At 70.3% G+C, this 18,948-nt stretch carries 15 protein-coding genes; 9 read left to right on the forward strand and 6 right to left on the reverse strand.

Annotated elements, in window-relative coordinates:
* Nucleotides 1-187 precede the first annotated feature (187 nt).
* Nucleotides 188-2,122 carry a phospholipase D-like domain-containing protein gene (locus DFR50_RS14730; RefSeq protein WP_113890033.1) on the reverse strand — a complete coding sequence of 645 codons (1,935 nt, stop codon included), beginning with the start codon at nucleotides 2,120-2,122 and terminating at the stop codon, nucleotides 188-190.
* Between the two features lie 390 nt (nucleotides 2,123-2,512).
* Between DFR50_RS14730 and DFR50_RS14735 the strand changes: the two genes are divergently transcribed.
* The 3 genes from DFR50_RS14735 to DFR50_RS14745 are packed head-to-tail and all read left to right on the forward strand — an operon-like array spanning nucleotide 2,513 to nucleotide 4,362.
* Nucleotides 2,513-3,505, forward strand: a complete 993-nt coding sequence (locus DFR50_RS14735; protein ID WP_113890087.1) for a zinc-dependent alcohol dehydrogenase family protein — start codon at nucleotides 2,513-2,515, stop codon at nucleotides 3,503-3,505.
* A complete protein-coding gene (locus DFR50_RS14740) occupies nucleotides 3,502-3,900 on the forward strand; it encodes a DUF302 domain-containing protein (RefSeq protein ID WP_113890034.1) in 399 nt (132 codons plus the stop codon). Before DFR50_RS14735 ends, DFR50_RS14740 begins: the two co-directional genes overlap by 4 nt.
* Nucleotides 3,901-3,936: 36 nt before the next feature.
* Nucleotides 3,937-4,362 (forward strand): nuclear transport factor 2 family protein, encoded by a 426-nt coding sequence (locus tag DFR50_RS14745; protein ID WP_113890035.1) that lies wholly within the window; start codon nucleotides 3,937-3,939, stop codon nucleotides 4,360-4,362.
* A 20-nt stretch (nucleotides 4,363-4,382) separates the two neighbouring features.
* Here DFR50_RS14745 and typA read toward each other — a convergent pair whose 3' ends face one another.
* A complete protein-coding gene (gene typA, locus DFR50_RS14750) occupies nucleotides 4,383-6,212 on the reverse strand; it encodes a translational GTPase TypA (protein ID WP_113890088.1) in 1,830 nt (609 codons plus the stop codon).
* A gap of 261 nt (nucleotides 6,213-6,473) precedes the next feature.
* Between typA and DFR50_RS14755 the strand changes: the two genes are divergently transcribed.
* From DFR50_RS14755 to DFR50_RS14770, 4 genes are all read left to right on the forward strand, one after another.
* Entirely contained in the window at nucleotides 6,474-6,854 is a 381-nt protein-coding gene (locus tag DFR50_RS14755) for a protease inhibitor I42 family protein (protein ID WP_245427789.1), read from the forward strand.
* A 530-nt stretch (nucleotides 6,855-7,384) separates the two neighbouring features.
* Nucleotides 7,385-8,395: a spherulation-specific family 4 protein gene (locus DFR50_RS14760; protein WP_113890036.1), complete on the forward strand. Its 1,011-nt coding sequence runs from the start codon at nucleotides 7,385-7,387 to the stop codon at nucleotides 8,393-8,395.
* 383 nt (nucleotides 8,396-8,778) lie between these two features.
* The gene (locus DFR50_RS14765) at nucleotides 8,779-9,699 is read left to right on the forward strand and encodes a spherulation-specific family 4 protein (protein ID WP_210208901.1); all 921 of its coding nucleotides are present in this window, start codon (nucleotides 8,779-8,781) and stop codon (nucleotides 9,697-9,699) included.
* A gap of 117 nt (nucleotides 9,700-9,816) precedes the next feature.
* Entirely contained in the window at nucleotides 9,817-10,455 is a 639-nt protein-coding gene (locus tag DFR50_RS14770) for a YoaK family protein (protein ID WP_210208902.1), read from the forward strand.
* Nucleotides 10,456-10,551: 96 nt separating this feature from the next.
* Here the strand turns inward: DFR50_RS14770 and DFR50_RS14775 are convergent, their stop codons facing one another.
* Nucleotides 10,552-11,607, reverse strand: coding sequence for an AI-2E family transporter (locus tag DFR50_RS14775; protein ID WP_113890039.1), 1,056 nt, complete (start codon nucleotides 11,605-11,607; stop codon nucleotides 10,552-10,554).
* A 483-nt stretch (nucleotides 11,608-12,090) separates the two neighbouring features.
* Between DFR50_RS14775 and DFR50_RS14780 the strand changes: the two genes are divergently transcribed.
* Nucleotides 12,091-13,950, forward strand: coding sequence for a metallophosphoesterase family protein (locus tag DFR50_RS14780; RefSeq protein ID WP_113890040.1), 1,860 nt, complete (start codon nucleotides 12,091-12,093; stop codon nucleotides 13,948-13,950).
* Nucleotides 13,951-14,278: 328 nt separating this feature from the next.
* Here DFR50_RS14780 and DFR50_RS14785 read toward each other — a convergent pair whose 3' ends face one another.
* Nucleotides 14,279-14,623: a hypothetical protein gene (locus DFR50_RS14785; protein WP_113890041.1), complete on the reverse strand. Its 345-nt coding sequence runs from the start codon at nucleotides 14,621-14,623 to the stop codon at nucleotides 14,279-14,281.
* A 219-nt stretch (nucleotides 14,624-14,842) separates the two neighbouring features.
* Here DFR50_RS14785 and DFR50_RS14790 point away from each other — a divergent pair, with 219 nt between their 5' ends.
* Nucleotides 14,843-15,625, forward strand: a complete 783-nt coding sequence (locus DFR50_RS14790; RefSeq protein ID WP_170153222.1) for an alpha/beta fold hydrolase — start codon at nucleotides 14,843-14,845, stop codon at nucleotides 15,623-15,625.
* Nucleotides 15,626-15,789: 164 nt separating this feature from the next.
* Here the strand turns inward: DFR50_RS14790 and DFR50_RS14795 are convergent, their stop codons facing one another.
* Both DFR50_RS14795 and DFR50_RS14800 read right to left on the reverse strand, forming a co-directional pair.
* Nucleotides 15,790-17,406 carry a proton-conducting transporter transmembrane domain-containing protein gene (locus DFR50_RS14795; RefSeq protein ID WP_113890043.1) on the reverse strand — a complete coding sequence of 539 codons (1,617 nt, stop codon included), beginning with the start codon at nucleotides 17,404-17,406 and terminating at the stop codon, nucleotides 15,790-15,792.
* Nucleotides 17,403-18,908: a complex I subunit 5 family protein gene (locus DFR50_RS14800; protein WP_113890044.1), complete on the reverse strand. Its 1,506-nt coding sequence runs from the start codon at nucleotides 18,906-18,908 to the stop codon at nucleotides 17,403-17,405. Before DFR50_RS14800 ends, DFR50_RS14795 begins: the two co-directional genes overlap by 4 nt.
* Nucleotides 18,909-18,948 lie beyond the last annotated feature (40 nt).

The following is an 18,948-nucleotide window of genomic DNA, read 5'->3' on the forward strand; positions in this document are numbered from 1 at the left end:
TGAGGCCGCGGCAAGGCGCCGACGGGCGCCTCCCGCCCCGGCGCGATGGCTACGGCATGCCCACATCTGGACCCCGCACGAAAACGGTCGGCGCCGTGCGCCTCCTCCCCACCCGGCCTGCGGCCGCCTTGCCCGCTTCGCGGACAAGGCGACCGTGGAATCGCGTTTACCGAACCGCAAAGCGGCTCTAGTCGCCAGCGTCCTCGTCACGGCGCGGTGGTATCCGCCCCTGGCGCGAGCCGCGCCCCTCGGCGGCCGAATGCGGGCCGCTCGACGGCGAGAGCCCGCCGGTCTGGGCCTGCAGCGCCGGCCTCGCGCGGGTCGAGGCGTCGACGTTCGGCGTCGGCAGTGCGTCGGCCGCCGGAACGGCCGCGAGCCAGAATCCGAGCTCGGCCGACTTCACCCGGTTGTCGGGCGAGAAATAGGCGTTCTGCCACGTGTCGTCGGCCGCCAGAAAGTGCCAGGCCTCGTCGCCCTCGGTCGCAAGCCAGTAGCGCCACGCATAGTGGTCGTAGACGTCCAGGCAGTGGGCGGCGTAAGCCTCCGCGACCGCGCGATGATTGCGGATGATCGCGAGGTTCTCGTCGTTGTTGTAGGAGGCGCGGTAGCCGAGGTTGTGGCTGCCGGTGACGACGACGCAGGTGTCGGAGAACGGGTCGATCACCACGATCTTGTCGTGGATGACGGCATGTCCCGCCTGGTTGAGCTCGGCTTCCCACTGCCCGAACGCGTCGCTCGCGGTGATTCCGCGGGCGTGGATGACCCGGTAGTCCTCGGGAAGCGGCGGATCGCCCTTGCGATGCTTGTGCGGCGCCGCCTCGCCTCCGGTGATCGCGGTTTGGAATTCGCCGGCCGCGCTCGAGGCGGTGACCGCGCCGCGCACGAACAGCGACGGCCTCGCCCTCTGGGCCTCCGCGATCGCATCGATGATGCTGGGTTTCCCCGGCTCGAAGACCAGGAAAACGATCGCCTGCTGGGCGTTGGCGATGATCTCGAACGCCTGCGCGAGATCGGGGGGGACCTCTTCGTCCTTTCCCGGCCTGCTCGCCCGCGCGTGCGGCGTGTTGGGCGAGAACCAGAGGTCGACCTCGCCGCTCCCGTCCTCGAGCGCGATCGGCGGAATTTTTTCGGCGTTCTGCTCGCGGAACTCCGCCGACTGCTCCGCCTTGCCGCCTTCGCCCGGCGGGTGGGTGTCGTCCTTCAGCCGGTTCCAGTAGTCGAGGTAGGCGGCGGCGAGCGCCGGGGAGCGCGCAATGATGGAATTGTTGGTCTGGGCGCAAAGCGCATGCGCGGTCCAGTTGGTCGAGCCGAACAGAACCGCCTCAGCGCCGTCCTTGACCAGCACCTGAAACTTGTTGTGGCCGATGTGGCCGCTCGGCATGAACCGGTCGATCGCATCGAGGCCGGCCTGCCGGATCTCCTCGCGCTCGGCGGCGTAAGCGTCCCTGGTTTTCTCCTCGCCCTTGCCGCTCGGCATGTTGGACAGGATGACATGGGCGTTGGCGCCGACCCTCTTCAAGTGGTCGATCGCTTCCGGGTCCTCGAACTCGTAGAGCGCGCAATAGGTCTGGCCGCCGTCGCTCGCCGCTTGGTCGGATAGCGTGGTCAGCGCCTCGATCAATTGTCCCATGAGGTCGTTGCGCAGCGGGTCGCCGACGATATCGATGTGCTTTTCGAGTTTCTCGACCATCGACCCGCCGCTGGCGTCGGCGTCGAGCGCGCGCGCCGTCGCCTGGGTCGCCAGAATGCCGCGGTTGAAATAGGCCGACAGCGCGCCGTAGTGCGGACTGAGCTGGATGGTGTTGCTGATCGCGGGGCCGTAGGGCATCGGCTGGAGCGCGCCCGGCGTCCCGCCCATCGGCACGATCTTGTAGCGATAGGTTCCGCCGCGCCTGGCGTAGACGTCCTTCCAGTAGAATTTTTGCACGGGATCGTCGGCGGTCGTCCGCCCCGGCGCGGTCGCATCCTGCCCCTCGAAGGTCGCCATGGCGGGAAGGCAGGTCTCGGTTCCGGCGCGCACGTCGATCCGGTAGACCGCGAAGCCGAGGCAATTCGGCAGCCTGCCGCCGAAGGTCCACGCGACCACCGCGACATCGTTGTTGGCGAACGCCACCGCTTTCATGGTCGCTCCCGGTTCCGGACGCCGAGGATTCTAACGCGGCGCGCGCCGCTCCGTATGACAGTCGTCACGCGACGGTCATTCGGGATCGAAAAAATTCGCGGGTACAGCCGGTTGGCTGTCAACTTGGCCCGCGCCTGGCCAGCCGCACGATGCGGAATTCCGACCGACTCGCGGGCGATTCCGTGCGTCCCGTCGTTCGTTCTCAGACAGTCGGCCACGTCGACGTCGCCTCTCGCGAGACCGGCCCTCCGGACGCCCCAGCCGTATGGGTTCGCGACCGCTCGGCGCTGGACATTTCGCGCTGGAGACGCATGCTGCGGATCTTGGCGCGCTGGTGCGCGGTTGTCTCGAACAGAGCGGGGTCTGACCGTGGCCCGCGTTCCCGATCTGATGCAGGCCGCGCTCGCTCAGGCGAAGGGCGAGCCGCTCGAGCTTGTGCAGGTATCCACGCCCCGTCCGGGGGCAGGCGAAGTCCTGGTGCGGGTGGCTGCCAGCGCGGTCAATCCGCTCGATACGAAAATCCTCGCCGGGTTGGGCGACCACGCGCGTCAGCCGTTGCCCGCCATCCTCGGAATGGACATGGCGGGCGTCGTGGCGGCGGTGGGCAAGGATACGACGGCGTTTCGGGAAGGCGATGCGGTGTACGGCATGGCCGGCGGCGTCGGCGGTCACCCGGGGTCGCTCGCTCAGTTCATCGCGGCCGACGCGCGCCTCCTGGCGCATAAGCCGACAAACCTCACCATGCGCGAGGCGGCGGCTGTGCCGCTCGTTTTCATCACCGCATGGGAGGGCCTGGTGGATCGCGCCGCCGTCCGCGCCGGACAGCGTGTCCTGGTTCAGGGGGGCGCCGGCGGCGTCGGCCAGATGGCGTTGCAGATCGCCAGCGCGAGAGGCGCACGAACCTTTGGCGCCGGTTCGCCCTCCGCGCGGGCGGCGATCGAACGGCTGGGCGCGCGTTTCGTGGACAAGGCGGAGGCGCCGGCCGAGGTCGTGGCGCGAGAAACCGGCGGCGAGGGCTTCGACATCATATTCGATACCGCCGGCGGGGCGTCGCTCGACGCCGCCTTCCTCATGGTGCGGCGCTTTGGCCACGTCGTCAGCGCTCTGGGCTGGGGCGCGCACGCGCTGGCGCCGCTCTCGTTCCGGGCCGCCAGCTACTCAGGCGTCTTCACGCTCTTGCCGCTGCTGACCGGCGAGGGGCGCACCCATCACGGCGAGATCCTGGCGGAGGCGGCGACGCTCGCCGAAGCCGGAGAGCTCGCGCCCGCCCTGGACCCACGTCGTTTCACACTCGGCACGGTCAACGACGCCTATCGCGCAATCGAGACCGGCGCGGCGCGCGGGAAACTGGTTGTCGATCTCAGCGAGGAGACAGGATCATGAGCGACCTCGAGGCGCCCGACATCGTCGAGCATACATCGCCGCTGCCTTTCGACGCCACGGTCGAACGTCTTGTCGAAGCGATTGCGCACAGCGGCATGACGATCTTCGCCCGAATCGATCACGCCGAAAACGCGCGGGGCGTCGGCCTGACCATGCCGCCGGCCACGGTGCTCATCTACGGCGCCGCCAAGGGCGGCACGCCGATCATGCTCGCGACGCCCCTGGCGGCGCTCGATCTGCCGCTGCGCGCGCTGGTGCGGGAGCGCGAGGACGGCAAGGCGTCGATCGCCTTCCATCCGATCGCGGCCATGCTTCGCGGGGCTGGCGTACCGGAGGAGGCCGCCGCTCGACTGGCGCCGGCGCAGCGCATGCTGATCGCCGCGCTTGCCCCATGAGTGTCGACTCCGTGACGCCACGACCGGGAGAGGAAGATGCAGAGCCAAACAGAAACAGAGCGCAACAGGGCGATCGTCCAGGCGAGCTTCGACAGATGGCGCGCGGGGACGGGCAGCCCGTTCGAGCTTCTCGCTGAAGAGGCCGATTGGACGATCGTGGGCTCGTCTCCGCTGTCGAAGACCTACCCCAACCGGCAGGCCTTTCTCGACGAGGTGATCGGCCCCTTCAACGCCCGCATGGCGACGCGACTGGTTCCCGAGGTGCGCGCAATCTATGCGGACGGCGACATGGTGATCGCCCTCTTCGACGCCGCCGCCACGGCCAATGACGGCGAGCCCTATCGCAACACCTACACCTGGTACTTTCGCATGAGCGACGGGAAGGTGATCAACGCGGTCGCCTTCTTCGATACGAGAGAGTTCGACGAATTCTGGAACCGGGTCGCGCCGGCGCGCCAGTAGACGCGCTCGGCGCGCGCGGCTTACACCGCGCCTTCCGTCGCCTTCGCCCGCTCGGCGCGCTTGCGGTCGTTCGGGTCGAGCAGTCCTTTGCGCAGGCGGATCGACTTCGGCGTCACCTCGACCAGTTCGTCGTCCTGGATGTAGGCGAGCGCCTTTTCCAGCGTCATCTGCATCGGCGGCGTCAGGCGCACCGCCTCGTCCTTCGAGTGGGTGCGGATGTTGGTGAGTTTCTTGCCCTTGAGCACGTTGACTTCGAGGTCGTTGTCGCGCGTGTGCTGGCCTACGATCATGCCCTGGTAGACCTTCCAGCCCGGCTCGATCATCATCGGCCCGCGGTCCTCGAGGTTCCACATGGCGTAGGCGACCGCCTCGCCCGCGTCGTTGGAGATCAGCACGCCGTTGCGCCGGCCGGCGATCTCGCCCTTGTGAGCGCCCCAGTTGTGGAACAGGCGGTTCATGATCGCGGTGCCGCGGGTGTCGGTGAGCAGTTCGCCGAGATAGCCGATCAGGCCGCGGGTGGGAGCGAGGAACACGAGGCGCAGGCGGTCGCCGCCCGACGGGCGCATCTCGATCATCTCGCCCTTGCGCTCGCTCATCTTCTGCACGACCACGCCCGAGTGCTCCTCGTCGACGTCGATCACCACCTCCTCGATCGGCTCGAGCGATTCGCCCGTCTCCGGGTCCTTGCGGAACAGCACTTTCGGCCGCGACACGCCGAGTTCGAAGCCCTCGCGCCGCATGGTCTCGATCAGGATCGCGAGCTGCAGTTCGCCGCGCCCCGACACGATGTAGGCGTCGGAGTTCGGCGCAGCGTCCACGCGCAGCGCCACGTTGCCCTCGGCCTCCTTGAACAGGCGGTCGCGAATGACGCGGCTCGTCACCTTGTCGCCTTCCGTGCCGGCGAGCGGGCTGTCGTTGACGGAGAAGGTCATCGACAGGGTCGGCGGGTCGATCGGCTGGGCGTGCAGCGGCTCGACTTCCTCCGGGCTGCACAGGGTGTCGGCGACGTTGAACTTTTCCAGGCCCGCGATGGCGATGATGTCGCCGGCGACCGCCTCGTCGATCGGCGCCCGTTCGATGCCGCGGAAGGCGAGAATCTTCGACACCCGGCCGGTTTCGACCAGATCGCCCTCGACGTCGAGAACCTTGACCGGCGCGTTGGTCCGGATCGAGCCGGAGAAGACGCGGCCGGTGACGATGCGGCCGAGATAGGGATTCGCCTCGAGCAGGGTGCCGAGCATGCGGAACCCGCCCGCGCCGACCTTGGGCGCCTCGACGTGCTTCAGCACGAGGTCGAACAGCGCCGCCATGTCGACGGCGGGCTTGTCGGGCGAATTCGACATCCAGCCCTGCTTGGCCGAGCCGTAGATGATCGGGAAGTCGAGTTGCTCGTCGGTGGCGTCGAGGGCTGCGAACAGGTCGAACACCTCGTTGACCACCTCGCTCGGCCGCGCGTCCGGCTTGTCGACCTTGTTGACGCAGACGATCGGCTTCAGGCCGATCTTGAGCGCCTTGCCGACGACGAATTTCGTCTGCGGCATCGGGCCTTCGGCCGCGTCGACCAGCACGATCGCGCCGTCGACCATGGACAGGATGCGCTCGACCTCGCCGCCGAAATCGGCGTGGCCGGGCGTGTCGACGATGTTGACGCGGATGTCCTTCCACACCACCGACGTCGCCTTGGCGAGGATGGTGATGCCGCGCTCGCGCTCGAGGTCGTTCGAATCCATCACGCGCTCGGCGACGCGCTGGTTGTCGCGGAAGGCGCCGGACTGCTGCAGCAGCCGGTCGACGAGGGTCGTCTTGCCATGGTCGACGTGGGCGATGATGGCGATGTTGCGAAGCTTCATCATGGGGGTATGGTTGCTCACGAGCGCCGGAGCGCTCTCCAGCGTTGTCATTGCGACGGGAAGGTCACGGGAATGCGCCGGCTGGCGCGAAAACGCGTGGCCTCGCGATTTTTACGCGCTCTTACACGAAACCCCCCGGCGAGGGAAGGGCGCGCGCCGTCGGCCCGTCGCCCCCGGGCTTTGCCTGCGACCTCCGATCCCTTGAATGCGCCGGTGGCCGGCCGGAAGATGGCGGAGGTTGAGGACGGAGGGGAAGCCGGCATGCGCAAAGCCACCAGGGCCGGGCTGCTGACGCTTGCGCTCGGCGCGATGTGCGCGTCGATCGCCGCGCCGCTGTTCGCCCAAGGCGGGCCGGCGATCCGCCTCGCGCCCGGCGAGATCCGGGCCCTGATCCTCCCGGAGAACCCGTCGACCGGCTACGCCTGGGCGATCGACGCGGCGGCGAGCCGGGGACTGGACATCGTCGCGATCGCCGACGACGGCCGTCGCAGCGGCGGCGACAGACCCGGCGCGCCGGGCGAGCGGCTGTGGTCGATTCGCGGGCTGAGCCCGGGCCACGCCGACATCGTGTTCGTGTACCGGCGCGCGTGGGAGCCGGCTGCGGTCGAGACGCGACACGTCGCAGTCGACGTCGCGCGATAGCAGCGCGGATCCGATGCTCGCGGGCCGGCGCTCGGGGCGCGGCGCGGCGCGGCGCGCAAGGGTAACTCCCAAGCCGGCAGCGAACAGCGCCGTCATCGCGAGCGAAGCGAAGCGATCCAGGGCCGCTGGGCTGCTGTTGCGCCCTCTGATCGTCCCGCCGCCCTTCGTTGCGAGCAGAAGACGGAGCGATTTTTTCCGCAGGAGGCAAGCGGCGGCATGGGTTGCTTCGTCGCTTCGCTCCTCGCAATGACGGGGTTGGCAGTTACTCGCAAGGACGGGCAGCCCGCGACCGGGGGCTTCGAAAACGGACGTCGCCGGCGTCGCCGCCGGTTTCGTTGGCCGCCGCGAGGCCGCGGCGGCAGCCTCGCCCGACTAGATTCCTGCGGGATCGCTGACCAGCAGCTTAGTTTACATTATAAATAAACGCATCAAGACTATCGTCTGAAAAAGTGAATTGTCGTTTTGACGAGATGCATTCACAATAGGACTTAAGTTGTAACAGAAAAAATTGACAACGAGGGAGAGCGAACATGGACGCCCGTCGATCGACTCGGGGATTTCGATCCGGAATCCTGGCCGATACCGAGAACCGGAGGCCCATTCGCCCTCGTCGCCTGGCGGCGATCGCGGCGGCGGCGATCGCCGCCTGCGTTCCAGCGGCGGCCCGCGCCGAAACCTTGAGTCTGCTCGTCCCCGCCTACTTCGCGCCCGGGGCCGGCGGAACGGAAGGATACACCGACGGCTGGGCGCAGCTGGCGGCGTCGGCCGGCAAGGTTCCGATCACGGCGATCCTCAGCCCGAACAGCGGGCCGGATTCGGGCGCGGTTCCCATCTACACCGTCGCCGTCGCAAACCTCGAACGCGCCGGCGGCAGAGTCGTCGGCTATGTCAACACGCATGACGGCGCGCTGCCGCTCGCCGATGCCGAAGCTCAAGTCACAGCCTACCTGTCTCAGTATCCGGGGGCGATCGACGGCTTTCTCATCGACAACATGAGTAGTCACTATTCCGGTCTGTCGTACTATCAGGCGCTGTATGCATTCGTGAAATCGCTCGGCGCGTATCAGGTGATCGGGAACCCGGGCGGGGACACCCATCGCGCCTACCTGACCGCGGCCGACACGCTGGTGACGTTCGAAGGCGCCGCCGCCGCCTACCCGGCCGCCACGCCGCCGTCCTGGGTCGCCGCCCAGCCCGCTTCGTCGTTCGTCAACACGATTTCCGACCAGTTCAGCGTCTCCGGGATGGCGGCCGACATCGCGCTGGCCCGCGAACGCAACGCCGGCTACGTCTACGTGACCGACCAATCGATGTATTCGACCGACAGCTTTCTTTACGACCGGATGCCGTCCTACTGGAACGCGGAAGTGGCGACGGTCGCGGCGAGCGGCGCGGCGGTCCCGGAGCCGGGCGCGGTCGTCCTCACCGCGCTGGGGATGGTCGCCATGGCCGGGGCGATGGCGCAATCGAGGCGACGCGGGCAGACGGCGCGCGCAAACGGCGGCGCCCCGCGGTCGGTCGAGCGGATCGGCGCCGGGTAGGCCGTCCGGCCGGCGCCGGCCACAGCGACTTGCGTTCCTGCCGCGCCGGCGGCGCTGACCGCACGGGCTGGACGCCATTCTCGGTCATCGCAAGAAATCCCGAGGGGCACGAAGCGATCCAGGCGCGGGCGGCGCAGCGGTCTTCGCCGACCTGCCGCCCTGCGCGGCGTGCCGCCGGCGTCTGACCCTGGTCAGCAAAATGAAATTGCGCCGTCGACCGCCTGCATTCACAGTGAAGCCGCGGCAGAACGAGCTCCGTGAGCGGGGCAAGGGGCGGCACAATGTGGATAGAACAGGCCTCGCGGGAATCCGGGTCCCGCATTTCCTCCCCGGTCGGCCGCGGCAGGCGGCCTTTCGTCCGACGGGCGGCGGCGGGTCTGGCGTTGGCCGTCGTCGTGGCCTTTGGTCCCACGGCCTCGCGCGCCGGCGACATGCGCCTTCTCGTTCCCGCCTATTTCGATCCGGGGACGGGCGGAACCGAGGGGCAAACCGACGGCTGGGCGCAAATGACGGCGTCGGCCGGAAAGGTCGGGATCACCGCGATCTTCAATCCGGTCGGCGGCCCAGATACGAGCGCGGATCCGAGCTACGCCGCCGCGCTCGCCGGGTTCGAAAGCGCGGGCGGCACGGTCGTGGCCTATATCGACACGCTCTACGGCGCCGCGCCGGTCGGCGCGATGGAGGCCCAGATCGAGACCTACCTGTCCCAGTACCCGGGCCTGATCGACGGCTTCTTCGTCGACGAGATGAGCGTTTCCGCGGCAGCCCTGCCCTATTACCAGCAGCTTTACGGCTTCGTCCGGGCGCTCGGGCCCTACCAGGTGATCGGGAACCCGGGAACGACCACGGGTCAAACCTATCTGGCTGCGGCGGACACGCTGACGACCGTCGAAGTGAACGCCGCCACCTATCCCGCCACGGCGCCGCCGAGCTGGGTCTACGTCCACCCCGCGCCTACCTTCAGCAACATCGTGTCCGGGGAAACCTCGGCGGCGGGGATGGCGGCCGACGTCGCGCTCGCCTACGTACGCAACGTCGGTTACGTCTATATCACCGACCAGGTGATGACCGCGTCGGACGGCGATCTCTACGACCGGCTTCCATCCTACTGGAGCGAGGAGGTGGCGACGGTCGCCGCGCAGACGCCGGAACCCGGCTCGATCGCGCTCACGGCTATCGGATTCCTGGCCATGGCGGGCGCGACCCGTCTGGCGCGGCTGTCGCCGAGGCGGGCGCGCGCCGGCGCCGCGACGCGCCCTTGCGCGCCGCGCCTCCTGCGAGATTCGGCGTGGACGGGCTCGTGAGCTTCGCCGGAACCACCTGAGCCGCAGAGGCCCCGCCGCGCCGCCGCGGCGGGGCCTCTTGGCCCTCGCCCGGCAATGGACTACGCGGAAGGCGTGAACGCCCGCGAGAGGATTCTGGTGACTCCTTCCGAACGCGACGACCTGGCGCTGGCGGTGGGGCTGCTGGCGCTCGCCGGATTTGTCGACGCGGTCGGCTTCCTGCTCCTCGGCGGCCTGTTCGTTTCGTTCATGAGCGGCAACTCGACCCAGTTCGCCATCCAGACCGGGCAGATGTCGTGGTCGGGCGCAGCGCCGGCGGGCGCGATCATCGCGGCGTTCGTCGCGGGCGTGGTGGTCGGGCGCCTCATCGCCAACGCCGCGGGGGCATGGCGCAGACCCGCTCTCCTGGCGCTGGAGGCGGCGTGTCTCGGCCTCGTCCCAGGCCTCCCGGCGCCGCCGCTCGCCTCGGGCTTCCTGATGGCGCTCGCCATGGGGGCGCAGAACGGCATCCTGCATTCGGCGGGGCGAACGACGACGGGGCTCACCTACGTCACCGGCTCGCTCGTCAAGTTCGGCGAGGCGCTCGCCGACGCACTGAGCGGCGCCGGCCCCGCGTCGGCGCCCCTGCCCTATCTGTCTCTGTGGCTCGGAATCGTCGCGGGCGGCGTGACGGGCGCGGCGGCCTACGGCGCGTTCGGGCTTTCCGCCCTGGCGCTGCCGGCGCTCGCAGCTGCGCTGCTGGCGGCGGCGACGGCGTGGGCGAAGACCGCGCTGTGAGCCCATGCGCGCCGCTCCCTCGTGTCCTGACTGGCGCGCCCCGGCGCGACGCCAGGAGGAGAGCGCGGGCCGCGGGGCCGCCGACGGGCCTTCGCCTCAGCGGCGCGCCGGCGCCTTTTCCCGGACGCCCCCGGGAAGCGGGCCGCCGAGCAGGTCGGCGATCCAGCGGGTCGAAGGCGCGTGTTCGCAAACCGTCAGCACGGCGATGGCGATCGGCACGCCGATGAAGGCGCCGTAGAGGCCCCAGAGGAAGGTCCAGAAGAACAGCACCAGCAGCACCACCGACGGCGAGATCGCCAGCACCGCGCCCGACACCCGCGGCTCGACGTAGCTGCCGATGACGAACTGGATGACGTTGAGGCAGACGAACACGCCGAGCGCCGCCTGCCAGGTGGCGAACTGCGCCATCGCCAGCAAGGTCGGGAAGAGCGTGGCGATGAACGGCCCGATGAACGGGATGTAGTTGAGGACGAAGGCGATGACGCCCCATTCGAGGGCGAACTGCAGCCCGGTCGCGGCGGCGAAAGCCCACACCAGCAAGCCGGTCGCGACGCTCATCAGGGTGCGGACCTGCATGTACTTGCGGAATTTCCGCGCCGTGTCGGCGGCGGCGCCGGCGACGACGCGCGCCGTGTCGGGGCTGAGATAGGCCCGCAGCTTGCGGTCCGCGTCCTCGACCTCCATCAGCCCGAGAATGACGTAGACCAGGGTGATGATCCAGAAGCCGAGCGTGGTGTTGACCCGGCCGGTGATCTGCTGGGCGCCGCGCAAGAGCCAGCTCCAGTTGAAATGCTCGGCCCACAGGCCTGCGACCGATACGCCGTGGCCGTCGAGCCAGTCCACGACCGCGTCGTAGATCGCCTGGTAGCGGGCCGAATCGGCGATCAGCGACCGGCCGACCCGCCCAAAGCCCCAGGCGGCGAGCGAAGCGAACACGAGCATGGCGAGGACCGTCAGCGTCATGGTGACGGCGAGCGCGAGCAGGGCCGGAATGCGCGACTGGAGCCAGCGCTGAAACGGCCAGACGAGCGCGATGATGAACAAGGCCAGCGTCAGCGGCGCGAACACCGTGTCGGCGAAATAGGCCGCAGCCGCCAGCGCGACGGCGGCGACGATCGCGAGCGAAGCGCGCGAAACAGAGTCCGACGTCATCGCTCTCTCGCCCCTTGACTGGCCGGCCGCCCGACGCGCGGCGCGCGGCCTCCATAGCGCAAACGTCGCCCGCGGCAAATTTTCCGGCCGCGGGCCGCTCTGCAGCCGCGCCGCTCAGCGGGAGGGCGCGCATCCCCGCGCGCCCGGGCGGCGGGACGCAGCCCCTCCCGGGGCGCGCCCTGTCCGGCTCATCGCGAACGGCCGCCTCGGCCGTTGCCGCGCGACCCACACTTTCAGTCAACACCGTCATCGCGAGGAGCCCGCAGGGCGACGCGGCGATCCAGGGCCGCTGCGCCGGGCGGCGGGGCAGGCGGCGGCGCCGCTGGACCGAAGCTTCGGCCCGTCCCCCTGGATCGCCACGGCGCTTCGCGCCTCGCGATGACGGGCCACGGCGCTTCGCGATGTCGGCAACGCGGCGACGCCCGCCCGCTATCGATGCCGGCCCCGCCCTGCTATGCGGGTCGCGACCCTGCGAGCGCCGCGATGAACGACCTGCCCCCGCCCGACACCCGGACGCCGCCCCGCGCGATCCTCGATCCGCGCCGCGGCGACTTCGAGAACGACCATTCCGCGCCCAAGCAGCGCTCGCTGCTCGCCATCGCCGGCAGCCTGATCGGCGAGATCAGCCTGCCCAAGCTCGCCGCCATCTGGACGGCGCAGATTCTCGCGCCCGCGGTCCTGCTCGGCTTTGCGCCGCTGTTCCTGACGGGCTGGATCGGCGAGGCCGCGAGCCGGCTCGCCGAGGCGACCGGAATCGTCCTGGCGGCCGTGCCGATCACGGTCGCGGTCGCGACGGCCTACGGTTGGCGCCCCGTCTTGCGGCTGATCGAGGAAAACTTCTGGTCCCTGAACGCGCTCGCCGTGCAGCCCGGCTACGCCTTCTGGCGCGAGGCGATCCGCCATCTGACCGAGCGGTGGCTCGGCGGTCGCACCGGCCCCAAGCTCGCGCGGATGCGCTCGGTGGCTTGCGCCGCGGCGGGGGTGATCCTGTTCGTCCTCGCCGCCGGCGTGGCCGTCCTCGTCTGGCCGGCGACGCGCTGGATCGGCTCGGTCGCCGATCTCGCCTCGCCCCGCCATCTGCTCCTGCCGACGATCGCCAACACCATCGTGGTCATGTCGGCCTATCTCGCCATCGCCTCGCTGATCTGGGGCGTGGTCGAGGCTTTCGCCGACCAGCCGCTCGATCTCGCGCCGGCCGCGCCGCCGCCCGGCGCCCGCGTCTGGCGCGTCGCCCATCTCTCGGACGTGCACGTGGTCGGCGAGCGCTTCGGCACGAGGATCGAGAGCGGCCGCGCCGGCGCGCGCGGCAACGGACGGTTCGAGCGGGCGCTCGAGCGGCTCGCCGCGGTCCACGCCGCCGATCCGGTCGACCTCGTCCTCTTCACCGGCGACATGACCGACGCCGGGACGTCGGCGGAATGGGAGGAGTTCCTCGCCATCCTCGGCCGTTTCCCGGCGCTCGCTGCGCGCGCGCTCGTCCTGCCGGGCAACCACGACGTCAACATCGTCGACCGCGCCAACCCGGCCCGGCTCGACCTGCCGTTCAGCCCGATGAAGGCGCTGCGGCGGATGCGGACGCTCTCGGCGATCGCCGCGGTTCAGGGCGACCGGGTCTTTACGTCCCTTCTCCCCGCTCGCGGGGAGAAGGTTAGGATGAGGGGCGCGGGGGATGAGCCGCCGCAGCCGGTCGCCTCGCCCGTCACCCCTGCCCTCTCCCCGAGAACGGCCTCTGGCGATTGGGTTCCGCTCGCCGAGGCGCTCGACCCGTCGCGGGCGGCGATCGAGGCGTTCGCCGACCGGAGCGGGTTCGCCCTGTCGCGCCGCCTGCAGCGGCTCTGGAACGACGCCTTCCCGCTGATCCTGCCGCCCGAGGGCGAAACCGGGCTCGGCGTCGCGATCCTCGATTCCAACGCCGACACCCACTTCTCGTTCACCAACGCGCTCGGCATGATTCCGGCCGATCAGGCGAGACGCCTCACCGCGGCCTTCGACGCGCACCCGCACGCGGGCTGGATCGTCGCCCTGCACCATCACGTCACCGAATACCCGCGGCCGGTGAAAGCCTTCTCGGAACGGATCGCCACGTCGCTGATCAACGGCGCCTGGTTCCTGCGCCAGCTCGTGCCCTACGCCGCGCGGCTCGTGGTGATGCACGGCCATCGCCATGTCGACTGGACGGGCGCCTGCGGCGCGCTGACCGTGGTCTCGGCGCCCTCGCCGGTGATGGGGCCGGAAGGGCGCGGAACGCATTTCTACGTCCAGGCGCTGACGGTGGGCGCGGGCGGCCGGGTGAGCCTGCTCGCGCCGCAGCGGGTGGAGATCGAGGGTGACAGCGGGGTTTGAGGTTGTCCCCGCCGGGGAGCGCGGCCGGGACGGCGCCCCTTCCCCAACGAAGGTTGGGGAAGGGGGCGCGAAGCGCCGGATGGGGTGCGGAAAGCCGGACGCCGGCGGCTACGGCTTCGCGTCTGTGGTCATGCCATGCGCCCCGCTTCGGAGGAGGAGGACGTCACGCATGGAGGGGTCGCCATGCGCGTCGCCGCCCGTGCAAATGGCTCGAGGTTCGTGCGTCGGCCCACACCCCATCCGGCGCTTCGCGCCACCTTCCCCAGCAAAGCTGGGGAAGGGGTTCCGCGACCCCGGAGATGTGTGCGTGCCGTGGAGCGAAAGCGCCCTACCCCGCCCCGGCCGCCGCGCAGGCCAGCGCCAGCGCGATCGCCAGCAGGGCGAGCGCCGCGGCCGGCCAGCGGCGGAACACGGAATCGAGCCGGTCGAACAGCGCGCCAACCCGCAGCATCCGGTCGAACGCCGCCTCGCCGACGACGATCGTGTCGCCCACCGGAATGCGCGCCGCGAAATGCAGCATCAAGAGCGCGCTGCCCGCCGAGGAGGCGGCGGCGAGGAGCGCGGCGAGGCCGGCGCCGAACAGCGGTTTTGACGCCGCCTTGGCGAGAAAGCCGCCCCCGCTCGCGGTGAAGCCTGAGGATTTGATCGCGCTCGAGGTCGCCGAAAGGATCAACGAAGGTAAGAGTGTGTATAAGGCGACCTGACGGATCGCAGCAAAGCGCGCGGCCTCGGGCTGCAGGATACACGGGTCCAATGGAGGGGACGGATGAGCGTTCAAGCTTTGACCCTTACGGCGAGACGATTGTTCACGGCGATCGCGGCGGCGGCGGCCATCGGCGCATTCGGTCTGGCGTCAATACCTCGCGCGAGGGCGAGCGACGATGCGCGGCGGTTGATCTCAGCGCATGGTCAGACCATCGAAGCCTTCGTCTTCGGCGAGGGACCGCAAACGCTGATCCTGGCGGCCGGCAACGGACGGCCGGCGTCGCAATTGACGGATCTCGCCAAGGCCATCGCGTCCGCCGGCATTCGCACGGTCGTCTACAACTACCGCGGGATCGGCGCGAGCGACGGTCCGATCGACGGCCTGACGCTGGTCGACTACGGCAACGACGTGTGGGCGATCGCCGACGCGCTCGGCGCGCAGAAGGTCCATCTGGCCGGCAAGACCTATGGCAACAGGGTCATGCGCGCCGCGTCCCAGACAAAGCCGGACCGCGTCGCGACGATCATTCTGGTCGGGGCTGGCGGCGAGGTCCTGCCCTCGGAGGAAACGATGGCGCTTTACAAGCGGTACCTCGACCCCGACGTGCCCAAGGCCGAATGGCTGTCGTTGCAGGCGAGGTTGATGTACGCCCCTGGAAACGAGCGTCTTGCCGAAAAGGACGCGGGCGAAGGCGAGTTCCCGGCGGTCGCAGCCGCTGAGGCCAAGGCCAGCGATGCGACGCCAAAGGACGCCTGGAGCATGGGCGGAACGGCGCCGATGCTCGCGATCACCTGCCTCCTCGACCGTGTCGCCGTGCCGGAGAACGCCTTCAGAATCGCGGAGACTCGCCCGAACACCTGGCTCGCGGGTCTTCCCGGCTGCGGCCACAACATGATCAACGAGCAGCCCGAAGAGCTGCGCCGCCTGATCGTCGGTTTCATTCAGGCTCGGTCCGGCGCGAACAAATAGCGGATTGGCCCTTCGAGAAGACTTGCCGACCTCGGTACGTCCGCTTCCGCCGCCAATCGAGGCGTCCAGGGGTCGCGTCTGCGGCGACCGCGAAACGTCGGCTTCCGCCATCCGCGGGCGGGGTCAGGTCCCGCGGCGTGGGAACCAAGCGTCAGGCTTGACTGCTACGGCGCCGCCGCCCAGGCCAGCGCGAGCGCGATCGCGAGCAGCGCCAACGCGGCCGCGGGCCAGCGGCTGAAGGCGGCGTCGAGCCGGTCGAACAGCGCGCCAACCCGCAGCATCCGGGCGAACGCCGCCTCGCCGACGACGATCGTGTCGCCCACCGGAATGCGCGGCAGCCGGTCCGCCGCGCTCGCGAGCGCATAGGCGAGCAGCCCGCCGAGCAGAATCGGCCACAGCCCGTCCCAGAGTTTGGCCAGCGACAGCGCGTCGCCGACCGCGCCGACGAACGGGAACAGCAGCCAGGGCAGGACCAGCGCGCCGAGCGCCGCCGCCGGCCAGAAGCGGACCAGCGGCCCCGGGCTCGCCGTCGCCTCGTACCGCCACGCCTCCGGCAGGCGCGCTGAGAAATGCAGCATCAGGAGCGCGCTGCCCGCCGAGGAGGCCGCGGCGAGGAGCGCGGCGAAGCCATATCCGAACAGAGGCTTCGACGCCGCCTTGGCGAGAAAGCCGCCGGTCAGGGGCAGCCCCGCGAGGCTCAGCGCCAGCGCGAGGGCGAGGAGCGACCACAGGCCCGGGCGCACGCCGCGTGCGGAAAAGGCGCCGACGGCGAGGAACAGCGCGCCCTTCACCAACACGTGGTTGGCGGCGTAAAACGCCACCAGCGCCGGGGCGCCCGCGTCGCCGGCCGCGAGCGCCATCCCGAGGGCCGCGGCGATCACGCCCATCTGGCTGACGCTCGAATAGCCGAGCACCGCCTTGGGGTTTGGCTGGGTCACGCCGACGAGGACGCCATAGAAGGCGGTGACGAAGCCGAGCGCCGCCAGCGCTTCGCCCCATCCCACGAGCGGAATTCCGAGCGGCAGGAAGCGGACGAGGCCGATCACCCCCGCCTTGACGCCGGCGCCGCTGAGCACGGCCGCCGCCGGAATCGGCGTCGCGGCGTAGGCGAGCGGCATCCAGCCGTTGAGCGGAACCAGGCCCATCTTGGCGCCGAAGCCGGCGACGATCAGCGCCAGCGCCGCGTCGCGCCAGGGCGAGACCGGCAGCGCCGCGACCACGTCGGGGATCCGGAGGCTGCCGTGCGGCTCGCCGGCGGCGAGCAGGACGAAGGCCGCCAGCAAAAACGCTTCGCCGAGCAGCGCCATCGCCATGTAGACGCGCCCCGCCCGCTGCGTCTCCGGCGCTGGGTCGAAGGCGAATAGACCCCAGGCCGGGATGCTGACCAGCGCATAGACGAGGTAGAACGACAGGAGGTCGTCGGCGACGAACACGCCGAGGCTGCCGATCAGGGTGAGGAGCCACGACACCGCCACCCGCCGGTCGAGCGGCGCGGCGGGGGCGCGCAAGACGCCGGCGCCGACGGCGATCCACAGCAGCGCCGAGACTGCCAGCAGGAGCGCCGCCGGCAGATCGAGCCGCAGGCTGAGCTTGAGCGCCGGCGCCGAGAGGTCGAACGGCCCGGCGACCAGCGCGGCGGCGGCTGCGAGCAGCGCCGGGACCGGGGCGAGCCATTGCCAGGCCAGCGCTTCGTCCCGCCAGCGCGGAACGAAGCACGCGGCGAGAAACGCCGCCGGGACGGCCAGGGTCGCCGCCAGCAGGATGGGGCCGAGGAGACTCATGGCAGGCCCGCCGTCGCCAGCGCCGGCCGGCCGATGTCAAGAAGGCGGAAGAAGGCGTCCGGCATGAAGCCGAGCGCGACCGCGACCAGGGCGAGCGTCAGCGCCACCGCTTCGCCCGCCCGCCGCGGCGGCGCCTTCAGCACGATCGGCGCGCGCGCCAGCGCCGGGGCGAGGATGCGGTAGACATAGCCCGCCGCCAACAGACCCCCCGCGAGCAGCACCAGCGCCCACACCCACTGCCCCGAGGCGATCGACGCGCCGAGCAGCAGCCATTTCGCGGCGAAGCCGCCGCTCGGCGGCAGGCCCATCAGCGACAGGCCGCCGAGGCCGAGGGTCAGGAAGGTCAGCGGCATTGCCCGCGCCGCGCCGGCGAATTTATCGATCCGGTCGTGCCCCAGGGACTCGTAAACGAGGCCGGCGGCGAGGAACATCGCCGCCTTGGCGAAGGCATGGGCGAGCACCTGCATCACGCCGCCGTTCCACCCCATCGCCGTCCACGGGTGGACCCCGGCGGCGAGCGGGAAGATCAGGAACAGGTAGCCGATCTGGGCGATGGTCGAATAGGCGATCAGGAGCTTCAGCCGCGGCTGCCGGAGCGCCATGACGCTGCCGAACAGCACCGCCGCCGAGCCGAGCGCGCCCAGGATCGCGTCGAAGCCGATCGCCGGCAGCGCCGGCAGGACATAGAACCACAGCCGCACGGTCAGGAAGAACGAGCCCTTGACGACCAGGCCGGAGAGCACGGCGCTCGCCGGCGCCGGCGCATTGGCGTGCGCTGGCGGCAGCCAGAGGTGGAGCGGGAAGAGGGCGGTCTTGGCGAGCAGCCCCGCCGTCATCAGCGCCGCCGCCGCCGTCACCGCCGGCGCCGGGCGCATCCGCTCCGCGAGCAGCGCGATGTCGAGCGTGCCGAAGGCGCCGTAGAGCAGCGCCGCGCCGAGCAGGTAGAAGATCGAGCCGACGAGCGCGAACAGGAGATAGCGCAGCGCGGCCGCCAGCGTCTCCGGCTTGCCCTCGACGCAGGCGAGCGGCACGGCGGCGAAGGTGAGCAGCTCGAGCGCGACATAGAGGTTGAACAGGTCGCCGCTGACGAAGACGATCGCCAGCGCGGCGCTGATCGCCTGCAGCATGATCCAGAAGGTGAACGCCTTGCGCGTCTCCCGCCCGTCGGGCGGCGTCGCGAACAACGGCCGCGCGTAAAGGCCGGCGGCCGGGACGATCAGCGCGGTCACCACCAACATGACCGCCGAGACGCCGTCGGCGCGGAGCGCAATGCCGAGCGGCGGCGACAGGCCGGCGATGGCGTAAACGATCGGCCGGCCGGCGCGCCAGACTTCGCCCGTGATGGCGAGCGCCAGCGCCAGCGCGAACGGGGCGGAGCCGAGCGCGATCCGCTCGGGCCAGCGGCCGCCGAGGGCGAAGGAGGCGAGGATGCCCGCCGCGGGAAGCAGGATCGCCAGCGCCAGCAGCGCGCCGCCCGCCGTAGGGACGTCGGCCGGCGTCATGCGGGGCGCCCCTGCCCCGGCTCTGCCGGGAAAGGTGGCC

Source organism: Roseiarcus fermentans, assembly GCF_003315135.1.
Classification (GTDB): domain Bacteria; phylum Pseudomonadota; class Alphaproteobacteria; order Rhizobiales; family Beijerinckiaceae; genus Roseiarcus; species Roseiarcus fermentans.

Bases quoted from the DNA above. Each gene is read 5' to 3' on its own strand.
- DFR50_RS14730 (WP_113890033.1), bottom strand. From the start codon at position 2,122: ATGAAAGCGGTGGCGTTCGCCAACAACGATGTCGCGGTGGTCGCGTGG.
- DFR50_RS14735 (WP_113890087.1), top strand. From the start codon at position 2,513: ATGCAGGCCGCGCTCGCTCAGGCGAAGGGCGAGCCGCTCGAGCTTGTG.
- DFR50_RS14740 (WP_113890034.1), top strand. From the start codon at position 3,502: ATGAGCGACCTCGAGGCGCCCGACATCGTCGAGCATACATCGCCGCTG.
- DFR50_RS14745 (WP_113890035.1), top strand. From the start codon at position 3,937: ATGCAGAGCCAAACAGAAACAGAGCGCAACAGGGCGATCGTCCAGGCG.
- typA (WP_113890088.1), bottom strand. From the start codon at position 6,212: ATGAAGCTTCGCAACATCGCCATCATCGCCCACGTCGACCATGGCAAG.
- DFR50_RS14755 (WP_245427789.1), top strand. From the start codon at position 6,474: ATGCGCAAAGCCACCAGGGCCGGGCTGCTGACGCTTGCGCTCGGCGCG.
- DFR50_RS14760 (WP_113890036.1), top strand. From the start codon at position 7,385: ATGGACGCCCGTCGATCGACTCGGGGATTTCGATCCGGAATCCTGGCC.
- DFR50_RS14775 (WP_113890039.1), bottom strand. From the start codon at position 11,607: ATGACGTCGGACTCTGTTTCGCGCGCTTCGCTCGCGATCGTCGCCGCC.
- DFR50_RS14780 (WP_113890040.1), top strand. From the start codon at position 12,091: ATGAACGACCTGCCCCCGCCCGACACCCGGACGCCGCCCCGCGCGATC.
- DFR50_RS14795 (WP_113890043.1), bottom strand. From the start codon at position 17,406: ATGAGTCTCCTCGGCCCCATCCTGCTGGCGGCGACCCTGGCCGTCCCG.
- DFR50_RS14800 (WP_113890044.1), bottom strand. From the start codon at position 18,908: ATGACGCCGGCCGACGTCCCTACGGCGGGCGGCGCGCTGCTGGCGCTG.